Origin of the sequence: Sphingobium sp. (genome assembly GCF_035511395.1) — a bacterium.
Classification (GTDB): Bacteria; Pseudomonadota; Alphaproteobacteria; order Sphingomonadales; family Sphingomonadaceae; genus Sphingobium.
In genome coordinates this window covers 1-15,784 of sequence record NZ_DATKFP010000049.1, presented here as the reverse complement: position 1 = coordinate 15,784, position 15,784 = coordinate 1, and the positions used below count along the sequence as shown (strand labels likewise).

At 63.0% G+C, this 15,784-nt stretch carries 16 protein-coding genes and 1 riboswitch; of the genes, 7 read left to right on the top strand and 9 right to left on the bottom strand.

From position 1 onward, the window contains the following. The 5 genes from VMR39_RS02675 to map all read right to left on the bottom strand — a co-directional run. A partial coding sequence (locus VMR39_RS02675) for a DUF4269 domain-containing protein (protein ID WP_325414079.1) occupies positions 1-329 on the bottom strand: 329 nt, incomplete at its 3' end. Beyond that, positions 326-1,375, bottom strand: a complete 1,050-nt coding sequence (locus tag VMR39_RS02670; RefSeq protein WP_325414077.1) for a nitronate monooxygenase — start codon at positions 1,373-1,375, stop codon at positions 326-328. The genes VMR39_RS02675 and VMR39_RS02670, both read right to left, overlap by 4 nt. A gap of 133 nt (positions 1,376-1,508) precedes the next feature. Beyond that, on the bottom strand, positions 1,509-2,921 hold the full coding sequence (gene glnA / locus VMR39_RS02665) for a type I glutamate--ammonia ligase (protein WP_325414075.1): 1,413 nt from the start codon (positions 2,919-2,921) through the stop codon (positions 1,509-1,511). 91 nt (positions 2,922-3,012) lie between these two features. Beyond that, positions 3,013-3,351 carry a P-II family nitrogen regulator gene (locus VMR39_RS02660; RefSeq protein WP_006953025.1) on the bottom strand — a complete coding sequence of 113 codons (339 nt, stop codon included), beginning with the start codon at positions 3,349-3,351 and terminating at the stop codon, positions 3,013-3,015. Positions 3,352-3,590: 239 nt separating this feature from the next. Continuing rightward, complete coding sequence (gene map / locus VMR39_RS02655) at positions 3,591-4,421, bottom strand: type I methionyl aminopeptidase (RefSeq protein WP_325414073.1); 831 nt, start codon at positions 4,419-4,421, stop codon at positions 3,591-3,593. Between the two features lie 79 nt (positions 4,422-4,500). Here map and VMR39_RS02650 point away from each other — a divergent pair, with 79 nt between their 5' ends. The 4 genes from VMR39_RS02650 to pnuC all read left to right on the top strand — a co-directional run bounded on the left by VMR39_RS02650 (position 4,501) and on the right by pnuC (position 9,516). Beyond that, complete coding sequence (locus tag VMR39_RS02650) at positions 4,501-5,262, top strand: competence/damage-inducible protein A (protein ID WP_325414072.1); 762 nt, start codon at positions 4,501-4,503, stop codon at positions 5,260-5,262. 109 nt (positions 5,263-5,371) lie between these two features. Next, positions 5,372-5,482, top strand: a riboswitch (TPP riboswitch). A 34-nt stretch (positions 5,483-5,516) separates the two neighbouring features. Continuing rightward, a complete protein-coding gene (locus tag VMR39_RS02645) occupies positions 5,517-7,811 on the top strand; it encodes a TonB-dependent receptor (protein WP_414712443.1) in 2,295 nt (764 codons plus the stop codon). A gap of 2 nt (positions 7,812-7,813) precedes the next feature. Then, positions 7,814-8,944, top strand: coding sequence for a phosphotransferase enzyme family protein (locus VMR39_RS02640; protein WP_414712442.1), 1,131 nt, complete (start codon positions 7,814-7,816; stop codon positions 8,942-8,944). Next, complete coding sequence (pnuC, locus tag VMR39_RS02635; RefSeq protein WP_325414068.1) at positions 8,944-9,516, top strand: nicotinamide riboside transporter PnuC; 573 nt, start codon at positions 8,944-8,946, stop codon at positions 9,514-9,516. The genes VMR39_RS02640 and pnuC overlap by 1 nt, the downstream gene beginning before the upstream one ends. A gap of 117 nt (positions 9,517-9,633) precedes the next feature. Here pnuC and VMR39_RS02630 read toward each other — a convergent pair whose 3' ends face one another. Continuing rightward, on the bottom strand, positions 9,634-10,506 hold the full coding sequence (locus tag VMR39_RS02630) for a LysR family transcriptional regulator (RefSeq protein ID WP_325414066.1): 873 nt from the start codon (positions 10,504-10,506) through the stop codon (positions 9,634-9,636). Between the two features lie 133 nt (positions 10,507-10,639). Between VMR39_RS02630 and VMR39_RS02625 the strand changes: the two genes are divergently transcribed. The 3 genes from VMR39_RS02625 (at position 10,640) to VMR39_RS02615 (ending at position 13,301) form a co-directional block, all read left to right on the top strand. Further along, entirely contained in the window at positions 10,640-11,293 is a 654-nt protein-coding gene (locus VMR39_RS02625) for a hydrolase (protein WP_325414064.1), read from the top strand. A gap of 445 nt (positions 11,294-11,738) precedes the next feature. Further along, positions 11,739-12,347: a flavodoxin family protein gene (locus tag VMR39_RS02620; protein ID WP_325414062.1), complete on the top strand. Its 609-nt coding sequence runs from the start codon at positions 11,739-11,741 to the stop codon at positions 12,345-12,347. Between the two features lie 6 nt (positions 12,348-12,353). Next, a complete protein-coding gene (locus tag VMR39_RS02615) occupies positions 12,354-13,301 on the top strand; it encodes a cation diffusion facilitator family transporter (protein ID WP_325414060.1) in 948 nt (315 codons plus the stop codon). Here the strand turns inward: VMR39_RS02615 and VMR39_RS02610 are convergent. The 3 genes from VMR39_RS02610 to VMR39_RS02600 form a co-directional block, all read right to left on the bottom strand. Continuing rightward, the gene (locus VMR39_RS02610; RefSeq protein WP_325414058.1) at positions 13,298-14,233 is read right to left on the bottom strand and encodes a cation transporter; all 936 of its coding nucleotides are present in this window, start codon (positions 14,231-14,233) and stop codon (positions 13,298-13,300) included. The two genes, VMR39_RS02615 and VMR39_RS02610, sit on opposite strands and share 4 nt — an antisense overlap. Then, positions 14,230-14,679, bottom strand: a complete 450-nt coding sequence (locus tag VMR39_RS02605) for a hypothetical protein (protein WP_325414056.1) — start codon at positions 14,677-14,679, stop codon at positions 14,230-14,232. The genes VMR39_RS02610 and VMR39_RS02605 overlap by 4 nt, the downstream gene beginning before the upstream one ends. Continuing rightward, a partial coding sequence (locus VMR39_RS02600; RefSeq protein ID WP_325414054.1) for an FAD-dependent oxidoreductase occupies positions 14,676-15,784 on the bottom strand: 1,109 nt, incomplete at its 5' end. The genes VMR39_RS02605 and VMR39_RS02600, both read right to left, overlap by 4 nt.

The window sequence follows — 15,784 nt, the reverse complement described above, 5'->3', positions numbered from 1 at the left end:
TCGATCTCATAGTGCCGCCAGCCATGTTGCTGCGCGACCGGGATGGGCTGGCCGAAGATCTCGAATTCCCAGCCATGTGCGACAAAGCCACAGATGATGGCGTTGAGGTCATCGCTGCGGCGAAGCGTGAAGCCTGGCATCGTGCGGAAGGTATCGGTCAGGGTGCCTGTGAAGGCATCGGCGTCATGCACCTCGCAGACTATGTCCAGATCGCTGTCGGGCATGGCGATGCCGAGCGGGGGCGTGCCGACGAGGCGCGGGTCGAAGGCGGCCAGCACCGCCATCACGCCGCAGTTGGTGAGGGCATCGCGATAATCGGGGCGGGTCACGCCACGCGCATTTCCGCGGCCAGCCTTGCGATCAGGTCGGCCGCTGGCAGCGCGCGGGCGAGGGGGGCTCCTTGTCCCGCCCATTGCGCGCCATAGCCGCCTTCACCATGCGCCTTGGCCAGCAGGTGCAGCGCCTTCCCGGCATCATAGGCGATGGGATAGTCGGGCGGCGTCAGCACCGTTTCCGCGCCCCAGCCGACGAAACGGTTGGGCAGGCATCGCGCCGGGCGGCCGGATAGGACGCGGGTCATCTCCGTATGAGCGGCCGCCGGGCTGAACAGGGCAGCGCGATAGGCCGTGTCGGCGCTGCTTTCCGGGCAACCGATGAAGGCGGTGCCGAGCTGCGCCGCGACCGCGCCCAGTTCCAGCGCGGCCCTTATCCCCCGGCCGTCCATGATGCCGCCTGCGGCGATGACGGGCAGGCCGGCCTGCGCCACCAAAAGCCGGGTCAGCGCCACCGTGCCGAGCCGGTCATCGGGCACATCGGGATCGAACACGCCGCGATGGCCGCCTGCCTCGAACCCCTGCGCGACCAGCATGTCTATTCCGGCGGCGCGCGCAGCATGGGCTTCGGCGAGGCTGGTGACGCTGGCGAGCAGGAGGCAGCCGGCGGCTTTCAGCGTCGCGATCCGCCAAGGCTCCGGCAGGCCGAAATGGAAGCTGACCACTGCCGGCCGGGTTTCGGCAAGCATCGCCAGCATCGCGTCATCCTGGGCAAAGCTTCGATAGATTTCGCGGAGTGAAGCGGGCGCCGTGCCGCCAAACTGGGCGAAGAGGGGTGCCAGCGCGGCGAGCCATTGCGCCTCCCGTTCGGGTCTGGCCTGCGCCGGAGCATGGACGAAGAGGTTCACGTTGAAGGGGCGCTCGGTCCGCGCACGAACGGCGGCGATCATCTCCAGCGCGCCTTCCGCATCGACCGCGCCGACGGCGATGGAGCCAAGCGCGCCTGCCTCGCTGACGGCCGCTGCCATGTCCGGCGTGGAGACGCCCGCCATCGGCGCCTGGATGATGGGATGGGCAAGGCCGAGCGAGTCGAGCGGGTTCATGGCGGGCAATGTGGGCTGAGCCGTTCGCGCCCGCAACCCGCCCATAAAGGAAAAGGCCCGGACGCTTGTGGCGACCGGGCCTCCTTCGTCAGGGCCTGAGAAAGGGTTCAGGCCCCAAGATGATGCCTGACGATCAGGCGCTGTAGTACATGTCGAATTCGACCGGCGACGGGGCCATTTCCCAGCGATACACTTCGGGCCACTTCAGTTCGATGTAAGCATCGATCTGGTCCTTGGTGAACACGTCGCCCTTCAGCAGGAACTCATAGTCGGCTTCCAGGCTGTTCAGCGCTTCACGCAGCGAACCGCAGACGGTCGGCACCTGGCTCAGCTCTTCGGGCGGCAGGTCGTAGAGATTCTTGTCCATCGCGGCGCCCGGATGGATCTTGTTCTCGATGCCGTCGAGGCCGGCCATCAGCAGCGCGGCGTAGCAGAGATAGGGGTTGGCCATCGCGTCGGGGAAGCGGAATTCCACGCGCTTCGCCTTGGCGCCTGCGCCGTAGGGAATACGGCACGAAGCCGAGCGGTTACGAGCCGAATAAGCCAGCAGAACCGGGGCTTCGAAGCCCGGCACCAGACGCTTGTAGCTGTTGGTGGTCGGGTTGGTGAAGGCGTTCAGGGCCTTGGCGTGCTTGATGACGCCGCCGATGAAGTAGAGGCAGGTGTCCGACAGGCCGGCATAGCCGTCGCCGGCGAAGAGCGGCTTGCCGCCTTCCCAGATCGACATGTGGGTATGCATGCCCGAACCGTTATCCTGCGCGATCGGCTTCGGCATGAAGGTCGCGGTCTTGCCATAGGCCTGGGCGACCATCTGAACCACATACTTATAGATCTGCATGCGGTCGGCGGTCTGGACCAGCGTGCCGAAGGTCAGGCCGAGTTCATGCTGGGCAGCGGCGACTTCATGGTGATGCTTGTCGCAGGGCAGGCCCATTTCGAGCATGGTCGACACCATTTCGGCGCGGATGTCGGTGCAGGGGTCGACCGGCGCGACGGGGAAATAGCCGCCCTTGGCGCGCGGACGGTGGCCCAGGTTGCCACCTTCATATTCCTTGCCGGTGTTCGTCGGCAGTTCGATGTCGTCGATCTTGAAATAGCTCTGCGAGTAATCATTCTCGAAGCGCACGTCGTCGAACATGAAGAATTCGGCTTCCGGGCCGACATAGATGGTGTCACCGAAACCGGCCGACTTGACGAACGCTTCGGCGCGCTTCGCGCAGGAGCGCGGGTCGCGGGCATACAGCTCACCGGTGTCCGGCTCGACGATGTCGCAGAAGATGATCAGCATCGGGGTAGCGCTGAACGGATCGACATAGACGGCGTCGAGGTCGGGCTTCAGGATCATGTCCGACTCGTTGATCGCCTTCCAGCCTTCGATCGACGAACCGTCGAACATCAGGCCCTGGGTCAGCTCATCTTCGCCAAGCACGCTCGACACCATGGTCAGGTGCTGCCACTTGCCCTTGGGATCGGTGAAACGGACATCGACCCACTCGATCTCCTTTTCCTCGATCATTTTCAGGATGTCTTTTGGCGTGTTGGCCATGTGCTATTGCCCTTCTTTCAGAAATACCCCCCCGAAGGGGTAGTGGATGCCAAAAATCCTGTCGGCCCATGCGACGACAGGAAAAACCGGATCAGATGGCGTCGCTGTCGCGCTCGCCAGTGCGGATGCGTACCGCGCCCTCGACATTGGAGATGAAGATCTTGCCGTCGCCGATGCGGCCGGTCTGCGCAGCGGCGCAGATCGCCTCGACCACCCGGTCGGCGAGTGAATCGTCGACCACGACTTCCAGCTTCACCTTGGGTAGGAAATCGACCACATATTCGGCGCCGCGATAAAGTTCGGTATGACCCTTCTGCCGGCCGAAACCCTTGGCTTCGGTGACGGTGATGCCCGAAACGCCGACTTCGTGCAGCGCTTCCTTCACCTCATCCAGCTTGAACGGTTTGATGATCGCTTCGATCTTCTTCATCACTATAGTCCCAACCCATGACGCACGCCAACATGCGGGCGGTGGCCCGCATGCCTCAATCCTCAAGCGACGATCTCATGCCCCCCGAGGCACGCACCGTCTCTCTTGGCAATCAATTACCGTGCCAAATGGCGAATCGCTAGGACTGCTTTCGGCGATGCAGCAATCTTTGTCCATATTGCCCGGATTCCGGGCAATATCGTGACTCATTGCCTGTTTTTTGGGCAGCGTTCTGACGATCAGAGCGTATAAGGCGGGCAGTTGAAACCGCCGGGGCTTTTCGTGAAGATTTCGCAACCGGTTTCGGTAATGCCGATGCTATGTTCGAACTGGGCGGACAAAGTGCGGTCGCGGGTGACGGCGGTCCAGCCATCATCCAGCATCTTCACGCCGGGCTTACCGATGTTGATCATCGGCTCGATCGTGAAAAACATGCCGGGCTTCAGTTCCGGGCCGGTACCGGGCCGGCCGACATGGACGACCTCCGGGCTGTCATGGAAGACCTGGCCCAGGCCATGGCCGCAGAAATCGCGGACCACGCCATAGCGATGCTTTTCCGCGTGGCGCTGGATCACATAGCCGATGTCGCCCAGATGATTGCCGGGCCTGGCCTGCTCGATACCCAGCATCAGGCATTCATAGGTGATCTCGACCAGACGGCGCGCCTTGATGGCTGCTTCGCCGACGATGAACATGCGGCTGGTGTCGCCGTGCCAGCCATCAACCTGCGGCGTGACGTCGATGTTGAGGATGTCGCCTTCCTTCAGGCGATAGTCGCCCGGAATGCCATGGCAGATGACATTGTTGAGCGAGATGCAGCAACTGTGCGTATAGCCCCGATAGCCGAGCGTCGCGGGAACGCCGCCACCCTCCAGCGTCATGCGACGGACGATGTCGTCCAGTTCGCCTGTGGTGACGCCCGGCACCACATGGGGCACCAGCGCGTCGAGGATTTCGGCAGCCAGGCGGCCGGCTCTGCGCATGCCGGCAAAGCCGGATTCGTCATACAGCTTGATAGCGGTCGAGCGGGACATCGGCGTGTCCGCCGTCATCGTCATATATTCGGTCATGCGGCATTTATAGGCGCTTGCGCAGCATAATGCGAGGGGGCGGCTAGGCATTGGGCACGCCACCGGCTATGGACCCAGCATGGCCGATCCGACCCGCACCTGGACCGCAGCGCTGATCGTGATCGGCGACGAGATTCTTTCCGGCAGGACTCAGGACAAGAATGTTTCCCAGATCGCGACCTGGCTGAATGTTCAGGGTATCCGCCTGCGTGAGGTGCGCGTTGTAGCGGACGATCAGGACGCCATCGTCGAAGCAGTGAACATATTGCGCGCCCGCAACGACTATCTCTTCACCACTGGCGGTATCGGTCCGACCCATGACGACATCACCGTCGACGCGATTGCGGCGGCTCTGGGCGTCGAGGTGGAAATCCATGAAGGCGCACGCGCTATGCTGGGCGGCTATTATGAGACGCGCGGCGGGCTGACCGAGGCGCGGTTACGCATGGCGCGGGTGCCGGCGGGCGCGAGCCTGATCGCAAACCGCATGTCGGGCGCGCCGGGTATCCGCCATGGCAATATCTTCATCATGGCGGGCGTGCCCCATATCACCGCCGGCATGCTGGAAAGCCTGACCGGCACGCTGGAGGGCGGATTGCCCCTGCTGTCGGCGACGATCGGCTGCTGGGTCGCGGAAAGCGAGATTGCCGACCTGCTGGGCAATACCGAGCGCGCGCATGAAGGCTGTCAGATCGGCAGCTATCCCTTCTTCCGTGAAGGGCGCACCGGCGCGAATTTCGTGGTGCGATCGACCAGCCGGGACGCACTCGACGCCTGCGTCGCGGCCCTGTCCGCCGGGCTCGAGCAGGGTGGCTGGACCGTCCATCCGGGCGGTATCTGAAGCCAGGGGCAGGCAAGGCGCTTGCCGAACCGGCATCCGGTCCTTTTCGTCCCATCAAGACCGTCATCCACTAATAGGACTTTCCAGGTCGCATTCCACGGACTAGAGGGGCGCATCCCCGGGGGGCCGCTTATGCGCGGCTGAGAGGTGGTCCGCAGGCCACGACCCGCTGAACCTGATCCGGCTGATTACCGGCGTAGGGAGGGCAAGGCGGCGCGTTCGCCAGTCCCTCCGCGTGGAGTGGACGTGAGACGATGACGATTGATGCGACTTTGGTTGGACGGGCGGCGCTGGCGACCGCAATGCTCTTTTCGGTGCCTGCCGCTTTGGCGGCAGAGGGCGACGAACAGGATCGCGCCACCATAGAGGTTACTGGTTATCCCGATCCGCAGGGCCTTCTGCCCGATCAGAGCGTACCCAAGGCGGTCAGTTCGATCGCGGAAGCCTTCATCAGCAAGCAGGCGCCGACGCTCAATGCGTTCCAGCTGGTCAATCTGCTGCCCGGCGCGAATGTGTCGTCCAGCGATCCCTACGGCCTGTCCGCCACGTCCAGCCTGACGCTGCGCGGCCTGGGGCAGGACCAGATCGGCGTGCTGCTGGAAGGCGCGCCGCAGAATGACATCGGCTATTATTATGCCTATCCCTCCCAGTTCGCCGACGCCGAAAATGTCCGGCAGATCGCGCTGGCGCAGGGCGCAGCCGACATCGACGCGCCGGTCGTCGCGGCAGCGGGCGGGACATTATCGCTGACGTTGGACGATCCCAAGGCGGCAATGGGCGCTCTGGTCAACCTGTCGGTCGGTTCCTACGACCAGCGGCGCGCCTTCCTGCGGTTCGACACCGGAGAGATCGGGGGCAGTGGCCTGAAGGCGTTCATTTCCTACTCCAACAACCGCGCGGACAACTGGCGCGGGGCGGGATATGACAAGCGCCAGCATATCGACGCGAAGCTGCTGCACGAATGGGGCGAGGGCAATCGCGCCAGCCTGGCCGTGTCCTATAATGACGCCATCACCTCCACCTATCCCAGCCCCACGCTGGCGGACTGGCAGGCGAGCGGGCGCGGCTTCAACTTCACGAAACGCTATACCGATGGCGACACCGGCTATTGGCGGCTCTATCGCGCACCGTTCCGCAACCTCTATTTCGCGGCGCCCGTGCATATCCAGCTGAGCGACAGGCTGACCTTCGACAGCAGCGCCTATCTCCAGATGGGGCATGGCAATTCGCCCTATGGCACGCAGCTCGCCACCACCGGCAATTTCCTCGGGACGGAGGAGCTGACGCAGCCGATTGCGCTGCCCGGTGCGGTGGATGGCGTGGCGACGGTACTGGGCAACTGGACCGGCAAGCAGAGGCGCGTCGGCGATGTGAGCAAGCTGACCTTGCAGGCGGGCAAGCACAGCATCACCGCCGGCTTCTGGTTCGATTATGGCACCGACCGCGTGACCCAAAGCTATACGTCGATCGATGCGAACGGGCGGCCGGTCGATGCATGGGGCTATCAGGACAAGGCGATCCGCACCGCCGACGGGCGCCTGCTCGCCTATGAGAACCAGCGCACCGTTACCGTGACCAAGGGCTTCTTTGTGGCGGACAGCATCGCGGTCACGCCGCGCCTTAGCGTCGATGTCGGGTTCAAGGGTGTCAGCCTGCTGCGCAATGGCCGCAACTATCTGCCAGGGCCGCAGTCGAAGGTGCATGTCGACAGCTTCGCCGCCCTGCCGCGCGCGGCGATCCACTACCGGCTGGACGAGCGGCAGCAGCTGTTCGCCAATATCACCACCAACTTCCGCACGCCAAACGAGTTCGCGCTCTACAACAGCTATTATGGCGGCGAACTGGTCAGCCAGGGAACCGACGCGCTCAAGAATGAATATAGCGTCTCGCAGGAGCTGGGCTATCGCTATATCGGGCCGAGCCTGTCCTTCTCGCTGACCGGCTTCCACTATCATTTCCGCAATCGTCAGGTAGCGACGGTGGTCAACAGCGGTGGCGCGCTGGTCAATTCGACGATCAACGGCGGCAGCCAGACAAGCTACGGCCTAGATGGCGAGATCGATTACCGCCCGGCCAAGGGGTTCAGCCTCTATGCCTCTGGCGAATATCTTCACACGCGGCTGAACGACGATCTGCTCGTGGGCGGCGACCTGTTGCCGACGAAGGGCAAGCGCGCGGTGTCCAGCCCGCGCGTCCAGCTTGCCGTTGGCAGCACCTATGACGACGGCCGCCTATTCGGCAGCACGGCGCTGAAATATGTCGGACGCCAATATGCAACCTTCATGAATGACGAGAGCATCAAGGGCTATGCCACGCTGGATCTGGCGATCGGCCTGCATCTGGCCGGGCTGATCGATGCGCAGCGCATGGATTTGCGCCTGAACGCGATCAATGTCACCAACCCGCGCGTCCTGTCCGGCGTTTCGGCGATAAGCGCCAATGCGCTGGATGTGATCGGTCGCAACGGCACGCTGATCGCGGGATCGGCGCCCAGCTACTATATCGGCAGCGGACGCGCCTTCGTGGCGACACTATCGCGGGCCTTTTGAGCATGAGCGGCGGGCATCTCGTGCATGGCATGGGAACGGCACTGGAGGCGCCGACCTGGCCCGCCATCACATGGGCAGAGGCGGAGGCGGTGCTGGCGCGCTTTCCGGACGCGGGTCGGCTGATCGACCTAAGCTGGCATTCGCCGCGCCCCTTTTCGGCGGCCGCGCTGATCGAAACCGAACGGGGCGTCCATTTTCTGAAGCGTCATCATCAACGGCTCCGCACGCCCGGTGCGCTGGCGGAAGAACATGGGCTTATGGCCCATCTTGCCGCCGCTGGCCTGTCGGTGCCGGAGGTCGTGGCGGCGGTGGATGGCGCGGATGCCATCGCGCTGGGCGAATGGACCTATGAACTGCATCGGGACGCGCCGGGCGTCGACCTGTATCGCGATCGCCTGTCCTGGACGCCTTTCCTGACGCCCGGCCACGCCCATGAAGCCGGCGCGGCACTGGGGCGGCTGCACCGGGCTGCTCAGGGTTTTGCAGCGCCTGCGCGTGGCAACCATCCCTTGATCGCCAGCTTTACCATCCTGCCTGCGCCCGATCCTCTGGCAGCGACGGAAGCCTATGTCGTCGCCCGCCCGGCGCTCGCCGACTGGCTGGCGGACAAATCCTGGCAACGGGAACTGGCGCGGCTGTTCGCAGCACTGGGCGAGGGGGTGCCCGAACTTCTGGCAGGACAGCCGCCTCTCTGGACCCATGGGGACTGGCACCCATCCAATCTCCTCTGGTCGGCGGATGGCAAGGTCAGCGCCATAATCGACTTCGGTTTGGCGACGCGAACCTGTGCGCTCCACGATCTGGCCACGGCGATCGAGCGGACCGCTTTCCGCTGGCTGGAATTGGGGCAGGACGACGCTCTTGGCGATGTCGATGCGGCGATGGCGGTCCTGACGGGCTATCGCAGCGTCGCGCCGCTCGATCAGATGGAAATCGATGTGCTTATCCGGCTGTTGCCGCTGGTCCATGTGGAATTCGCCCTGTCCGAAATCGACTATTTCGCGGGCATTGTCGGCGATCGCGATCAGGCGCTGGTCGCCTGGCAGGATTATCTGATCGGTCATGCCGACTGGTTCCTGTCTGCATCGGGGCAGGATTTTCTGCATCGGTTCGCCAAAGAGGCGCTGGCCTGATGTCGGTGCTAGAAATCATCGCCGTCGTCGTCAGCTTCCTTGGCATATGGCTCACGGCAAAGCGGCGGATGCTGTGCTGGCCGGTCAACCTGCTGGCCTGTGCGCTATATTTCAGGATTTTCCTCGATGTTCGCCTATACGCCGACATGCTGTTGCAGGCGCTGTTTGGCATCGCGATACTCTATGGCTGGATTTTATGGGCGCGGGGCAGGGAAGATGCGGGAGAGGTCGTCGTGCTGCCTCTGCCACCGATGCGGGCGGTCGCAAGTCTGGCGACCGGCGCGGTCGGCGCGATCGCCATCGGCTGGCTCATGCACCGCTTCACCGACGCCGCGCTGCCCTGGATGGACGCGGCGCTCAGCAGTTTCAGCCTCGTCGCGCAATATTGGACGGCGCGCCGCCATGCGGCTAGCTGGCTGCTCTGGATCGTGGTGGACATCGTCTATGTCGGGATGTTCGCGTACAAGGATTTGTGGCTGACGGCCGGTCTCTATGCGGCGATGATCCTGTTGGCGGTGCTGGGCTACAAGCGCTGGCGGGTAGCTCGGCACGGTCATAGCCACCCTGCCTGATGCTGATCCGGCCGGTGAAGGCGCGGCGCGTGTGGACCGTCGGTTTTGCAGAATGCCGCCCGACACCTCTAATCCAACATCACGAGGCTTCCGCTTGGAATGCCGGTGCCTTCCACCTTATGTCGGATATTCCGCGCATTCGATCAGCATATCGGTCAGAACCCTTATCTTCCGTGCGGGATGCTGTCCCGGTGGGCGCAGGACATAGATGCCTGCCGGCGGTGGCGGATGCTGCGTCATGATTGGGACAAGCGCGCCGGAGGCGACATGGTCGTCCGTGACGCCATCGGGAAGCCAGGCAATACCAAGGCCTGCCAGTGCGGCGGCAACCAGAGCGACTGCATTGTCGGCCTTGAAGCGTCCGCGCGGATAGACGGTGACGATCTTGTCTCCATCCAGGAACTGCCAAGGTTCGGTCCCCTGCATGAGTGCTTGATGTGCGGTGATATCCTCTGGCTTCTGCGGGACACCATGGGCCGCGATATAGTCCGGGCTGGCGACGAGCTTGCCGTAGAGCGGTCCCACTCGTCTTGCGAGGAGGTTGGAGTCCTGAAGGTAACCGACCCGGATTGCGCAGTCATAGCCTTCTGCGACGAGATCGACGAAGCGGTCACTGTAACAGGTCTGGATCTGGAGACGGGGGTGGAGCCGCGCCATCTTCGCAAGTACGGGCGCGAAATGGGTCGGCCCGAAGGATAATGGCGCGGCGACGCGAAGGCGGCCGCGAAGCTCGCCTTCCGGCAGGATGGTTTCCCTCGCCACTTCTATCTCGGCGCATATCCTGGCGGCATAATCGCGAAACGTCGCCCCTGCTTCGGTCAGCGCCGATCCGCGCGTGGTTCGTGCGAGAAGCTGGACGCCAAGGTCCGCTTCCAGCCGGGCCAGCCTACGGCTGACGATGGATTTGGACACGCCCAGCCTGACCGCTGCGGGCGACACGCCCCCGGCGTCAGCAACTTCCACAAAGGTCTGCAATTCCTCGATATCCACCTGGTGTTCCTGTTTCTGCGACACAGCTTGGCGAATTCGAATGCTACCGCAACGTCCATGGGAACGGCAATAGCTCTGACCGGGTGTCATCGTCGATGGGCGCCCGGATGCATCACAGCAGCAAAGGATAGTCATGACCTTTCGCAACGGCCTCAACTCGCTCCTTCGCCCCGAAGATTCGCTACTCGTCCTGATTGACCACCAGCCATATCAGCTTGCAAATCTGAACAGCCACGACCCGCACATGGTGGTCAATAACGCCACGGCTCTCGCGAAGGCCGCCAAGGTCTTCGACGTCCCGACCATCCTGACGAGTGTCGTGGCGGATCGGGGTGGCCTGATCTTTCCGCAAATCACCGATGTGTTTCCGGGCCAAGAGGTGATCGATCGTACCTTTATCAACACCTGGGAAGACCGGGCAGTGGTTGATGCAGCCAGAGCGACGGGCCGAAAGCAGTTGATTATCGCCGGGCTGTGGACGGAAATCTGCGTGGCCATGCCGGTGATCCAGGCTTTGGGCGAAGGATGGGACGTCACCGTCATCACCGACGCGTCGGGAGCCGTGTCGGTCGAGGCTCACCAAGTGGCCATTCAGCGCATGATCGCGGCCGGTGCGAACATGATGACATGGCTGGCGCTGGCGGCGGAATGGCAACGTGATTGGGCGCGCGCCGATAGCGCAGTAGCGCTGACGGAGGTGATCAAGCAACATGCCGCAGGTAGCGGCATCGCCTATCTGTGGGAGCAGCAGTTGCTCAACACGCCGGTGCAGGGTGCTGCTGCCTAGAGCATTTTTTTAAAGCCAGATGGACACATCTGACGACGCGGAGAGTGCGGCAAACACAGGAAAATTGGAGCCTGATCCGATTCAATCTGATTGGATCAGGCTCTGGGGAGTGGCAAGGAAGGGGCTGCAAAAACGTCATTGCCAGTCATGCAGCTTCTGTCCGAAGCCGCCAGGCACGCGACGACCGATGCGAACTCCGCCGAGTGGCCGTCAATTGCGTGTGATCAGAGCATGGTCGATTGCACCGTGCAACAACATTGCTCCAGTGTTTCCCTGCGCAGTTGGTCCGGCTCCTGCGTCGCTACGCGTTACTGGGCAGCCCAGCGGTATCGCTCATCGCTCTGTCCCGCCTCGCTCGGAAGAACCCATCGCCGCGCCAGGTGTTCTTTGACCGACGGAAGGTTGATCGCGTTCCGGCGGAACAAGAATCTGAAGGAGATTATAGATGGCGCTCAAGGCCCTGGCACTCAATTGCACGCTCAAGGCGGATGCGTCTGAGGAAAGCTCGACCGATGCGATGATCGCAGTGCTCGCAAAAGCATTCGGTGAAAAAGGCGTAACGGTCAGCGAAACCGTGCGGGTCGCCGCGCTGGACATCAGACCAGGTGTTACCTCGAACGAAGGTGATGGCGACGATTGGCCGGAGCTTCGAACCAAGATTCTGTCTCATGATATCCTGATTTTCGGAGGTCCGATCTGGATGGGCCAGATCAGCAGCGTCGCCAAGCGGGTGCTGGAGCGGATGGATGCATTTCTGTCCGAAACCGACGATCAGGGTCGGATGCCAAGCTATGGCAAGGTCGCGGTCGCGGCGATCGTGGGCAATGAGGATGGCGCGCACTTCTCCTCCGCCCAGTTGTTCCAGGCGATGAACGATGTGGGTTGGACGATCCCGGCGGTGGCCGCCTGCTACTGGGTTGGCGAGGCCATGGGATCGACCGACTTCAAGGATCTGGACAAGACCCCGGAGATGGTGATGAAAACGGCCGGCATGGTTGCAGGCAACGCTGCCCATCTGGCCGGGCTGCTCCAGTCCAGCCCCTATCCGGGTTGACCCTTGATGGCCGATTTGCCGGGCAGATTTCGCGAAAATATCGTCCTTTACGGCGCCCTCTTTGCCAATGTCGGGATCGCCATCGCCAAATTCGTAGCGGCTGCCATCAGCGGTTCCTCCTCCATGCTGACCGAAGGGGTCCATTCGCTGGTCGACAGTGGCAATCAGCTTCTGCTGCTATATGGCCAGGCGAAGGCGAAGCGGCCGTCCGATGCAACGCATCCCTTCGGCTATGGGCGCGAGCTGTATTTCTGGGCCTTTGTCGTCGCCATCCTGATCTTCGCGGTAGGCGCGGGAGTCTCGATATATGAAGGATGGCTGCACATCGCCGAGCCGGAACCGTTGGGCGATCCGACCATAAACTATGTCGTCCTTGCCATTGCCGTACTGCTTGAGGGCACGAGCTGGGTCATTGCGGTGCGCGCCTTCAACGGGAAGAGGGGCTCCAGCAGTTGGTGGGAATCGATCCGACGGTCCAAGGATCCGGCCGGCTTCATCGTCCTGTTCGAGGATAGTGCGGCGCTCATCGGTCTTGCTTTCGCCGGCATGGGCGTCTGGGCCAGCCATCATTATGCCGACCCACGCCTTGACGGTGTGGCATCGATCGCGATCGGCCTGATCCTGGCCGGGGTTGCCGTGCTGCTGGCGCGCGAGGCCAAGGGGCTGCTGATCGGAGAAAGCGCGGACCCGGCGATCATTTCGGTGGTTTGGGCGATCCTTGACCGGCGGCCGCAGATCAGCGCCGTCAATCATGTGCGCACGATCCATACGGCGCCCGATGCCGTGTTCGTGGCGATCAGCGCCGATTTCGTGGACGACCTGCCGATGGGGGAGGCGGAAAGCCTGATCGAAGACATCGAGCAGGAGATGAAGGCGCGTGTGCCGGAACTGACATCCATCTATATCCGGCCGGAAAAGCAGGCAGATGCTGTACGGCGGCCGCCGCCAACCTAACCCCTGTCGTCCTCTTCCACAGGCGGAATGAAGCTGACCTGCGCCAGTCGCCAGCCCCTGTCCTCACTTTCGGGCCAATAGTATCGGGGATGGCGGCATTCTGCCGGGGGATGCGTGTCATGCAACTCAGCACGGATAAGCCGGCCGGTTTCTCGCAGCCTGATGGTGGCATCGGGAAATTCCGCCTTGAGCCGATCGCACAGCTTCTGCGCGTCTTCCGACAGGTCGGCGCTGGATAGTGCCCGAGGGGCGCCGTCGATCAGTTCGGCGGTCGAGGAACGCAGCGCCTTGATTCCATCATTGAGAACATCGATCGAGATGATGGCAGCGGCGACCGAGTCCGCCCACCACCAGCCAAGCCCAAGACCGATGATGCCCGCAAGGCCAGCGGCGCCGGTGAGCCAGTTGGCCTTGTTCATCAACGCGTCGGTATGAAGCAGTTTATCGTTGAGTGCTTCTGCCAGCGGCAATTCCTTGCGGCCGATGAAGAGAGGCGGGATCAACGAATAGAGTTGGGCGGCGATCATGAGCCAGCCGAGCCATATGTCATGGCCCAGAATGACGATCGATCCGACGGTCGCATGCTCTGCCGAGCAGAGCGCCACCGCCGCGTTGTAAAGCAGCAGCGCGCCGACCGCCGTCAGCGCGACGGCGGCAACGAAGAAACCCAGGCCGTTCACCCGTTCGAAGCCGAACGGGAAGCGACGGGAGCGATGGGCGTGACGTTCCATGTGCGCGGCGATCAGGAACATGATCGGCGGCACCAGACCGAGCGTATCCTCTATCCAGGCCGTCTTCATGGTCTCGCTTTGACCGAGAACCAGGCCCATCGTCACGATGATGGTGAGCGTCCAGAAGATATTCCAATATTCAAGGCGCACCGCACGGGCCATGGTCTGGCGCAGTTCGTCGGGGAGGCTGCTATCATTCATTGGTTGCGAGCCTCTGTGGATATGGCGCGGCTGGCGCGCTCGACAGTCATGATCCAGCGGTTCTCGCCGTTGCGCATGGCGGCCTTGAGTTCGATCGGCGCGTCTTTGGGACCGCTTGACGAAAGGGCGGGACCAAAGGCGACAGCCGTTGCCCAGGGACTGTCGGCTGTGAAGCGACCGATCAGGAGGTCGAGTGAACCATGGTCGAGTTGCTGCAACAATTTTTCGCCCAAACCCGCGCGCCATTGAGGATGGGCGTTCGTCCGCCGCTCGATTTCCCGGATGAGCTTGCCGACTTCCGGCGCGCTCCGCACAGAGGGATCGGCGAGTGCGACGGAAAAGCTTCGCGTCTGTTCTATCCGTGTAGAGGTGCCACCTGGGTCGCGCGGAAGCGCGTCGCATGCGACGAGCGACAGGAGGACCGGGAGGATGAAGCTGTGCCTCATTCGGCAGGCTCCTGTGCTTTCGCCTTGTCAAAGCGATAGGGATTGAACGCATTTCGGTCGCAGTCGGCCTGGCCCGACAGTTCGCGATCCAGCATCTGCGCCGCCAGCGATGCGAAAGCGATGCCCTTGCCTCCATAGCCTGCCGCGAGCCAGACATGGGGCATGAGCGAGGTCTCGCCGATGGCCGGCAGTCCATCGGGCGACGCGCCGAAGGTGGCGGCCCACTGGCAGTCTATCGTGACCGGCGTTCCCAGCATGGCTTCCAGCTTGGCTGCGATCGTGCCGGCCTTTTGCGGGATCAGGGCATCGCGGGTGCCGACGTCTGCCTGCATGATGTCTTCGCCGCCGGCGATGATACGCCCGGCCTCATCGCTCCTCACGTAAAGATAGGGATCACTGGCTTCCCAGATCATGGCATCGCCGTTCCAGGGCGGACCCACGCCCGGCGGCGTGGCGATCGCAAAGGTGGACAGAAGCGAGAAGGCAGGAGGCAGAAACAGCGCAGCGCGCTCATAACCGGTGGCAAGGATGACGTCTCGGGGTCGCAGGGTGTCACCGGTCGCCGTCTCGATGAGGACAGCATCATTCCGGGGATGAAGAGCGACTGCATCGATCGGCCAGCACAGGCTGGTGCCGCGAGACACCGCCTTCCCGATAAGTTCATGGCATAGGCGGACCGGATCGACCGTGAAGCCCCCGGCCGAGAGAATCGCGGCGCGTGGCGCAATGCCGAAACGATCGGCCACCTGTTTAGCGTCCAGCCATTGGGAGGGCAGGTGATGACGATGGTGCATGTCGGCCTCGGCGGCAAGGCCTGCGGCATCGAGCGTCGTGCCGGCAAGATAGAGGGTCGGGCATTCCTTCTTGAGATGGCTCAGTTCAAGCGCGTCGATCCGGTCCGACAGGGCTCGCACAGCGTCGAATACCCGCGTCCAGCGCCTTGCGGCCTCGGCCTCGCCGATCTGCTGGGCCAATGTCAGCATCGGCACATCCATCGCCCACATGAGTTGGGCGGTCGAGGCGGCGGTGCTGCCGCACCCGGCCGGACGTCTGTCGAGCATTGCGACCCGCCGGCCGTTTGTGCTCAACCGTTCAGCCAGGATCG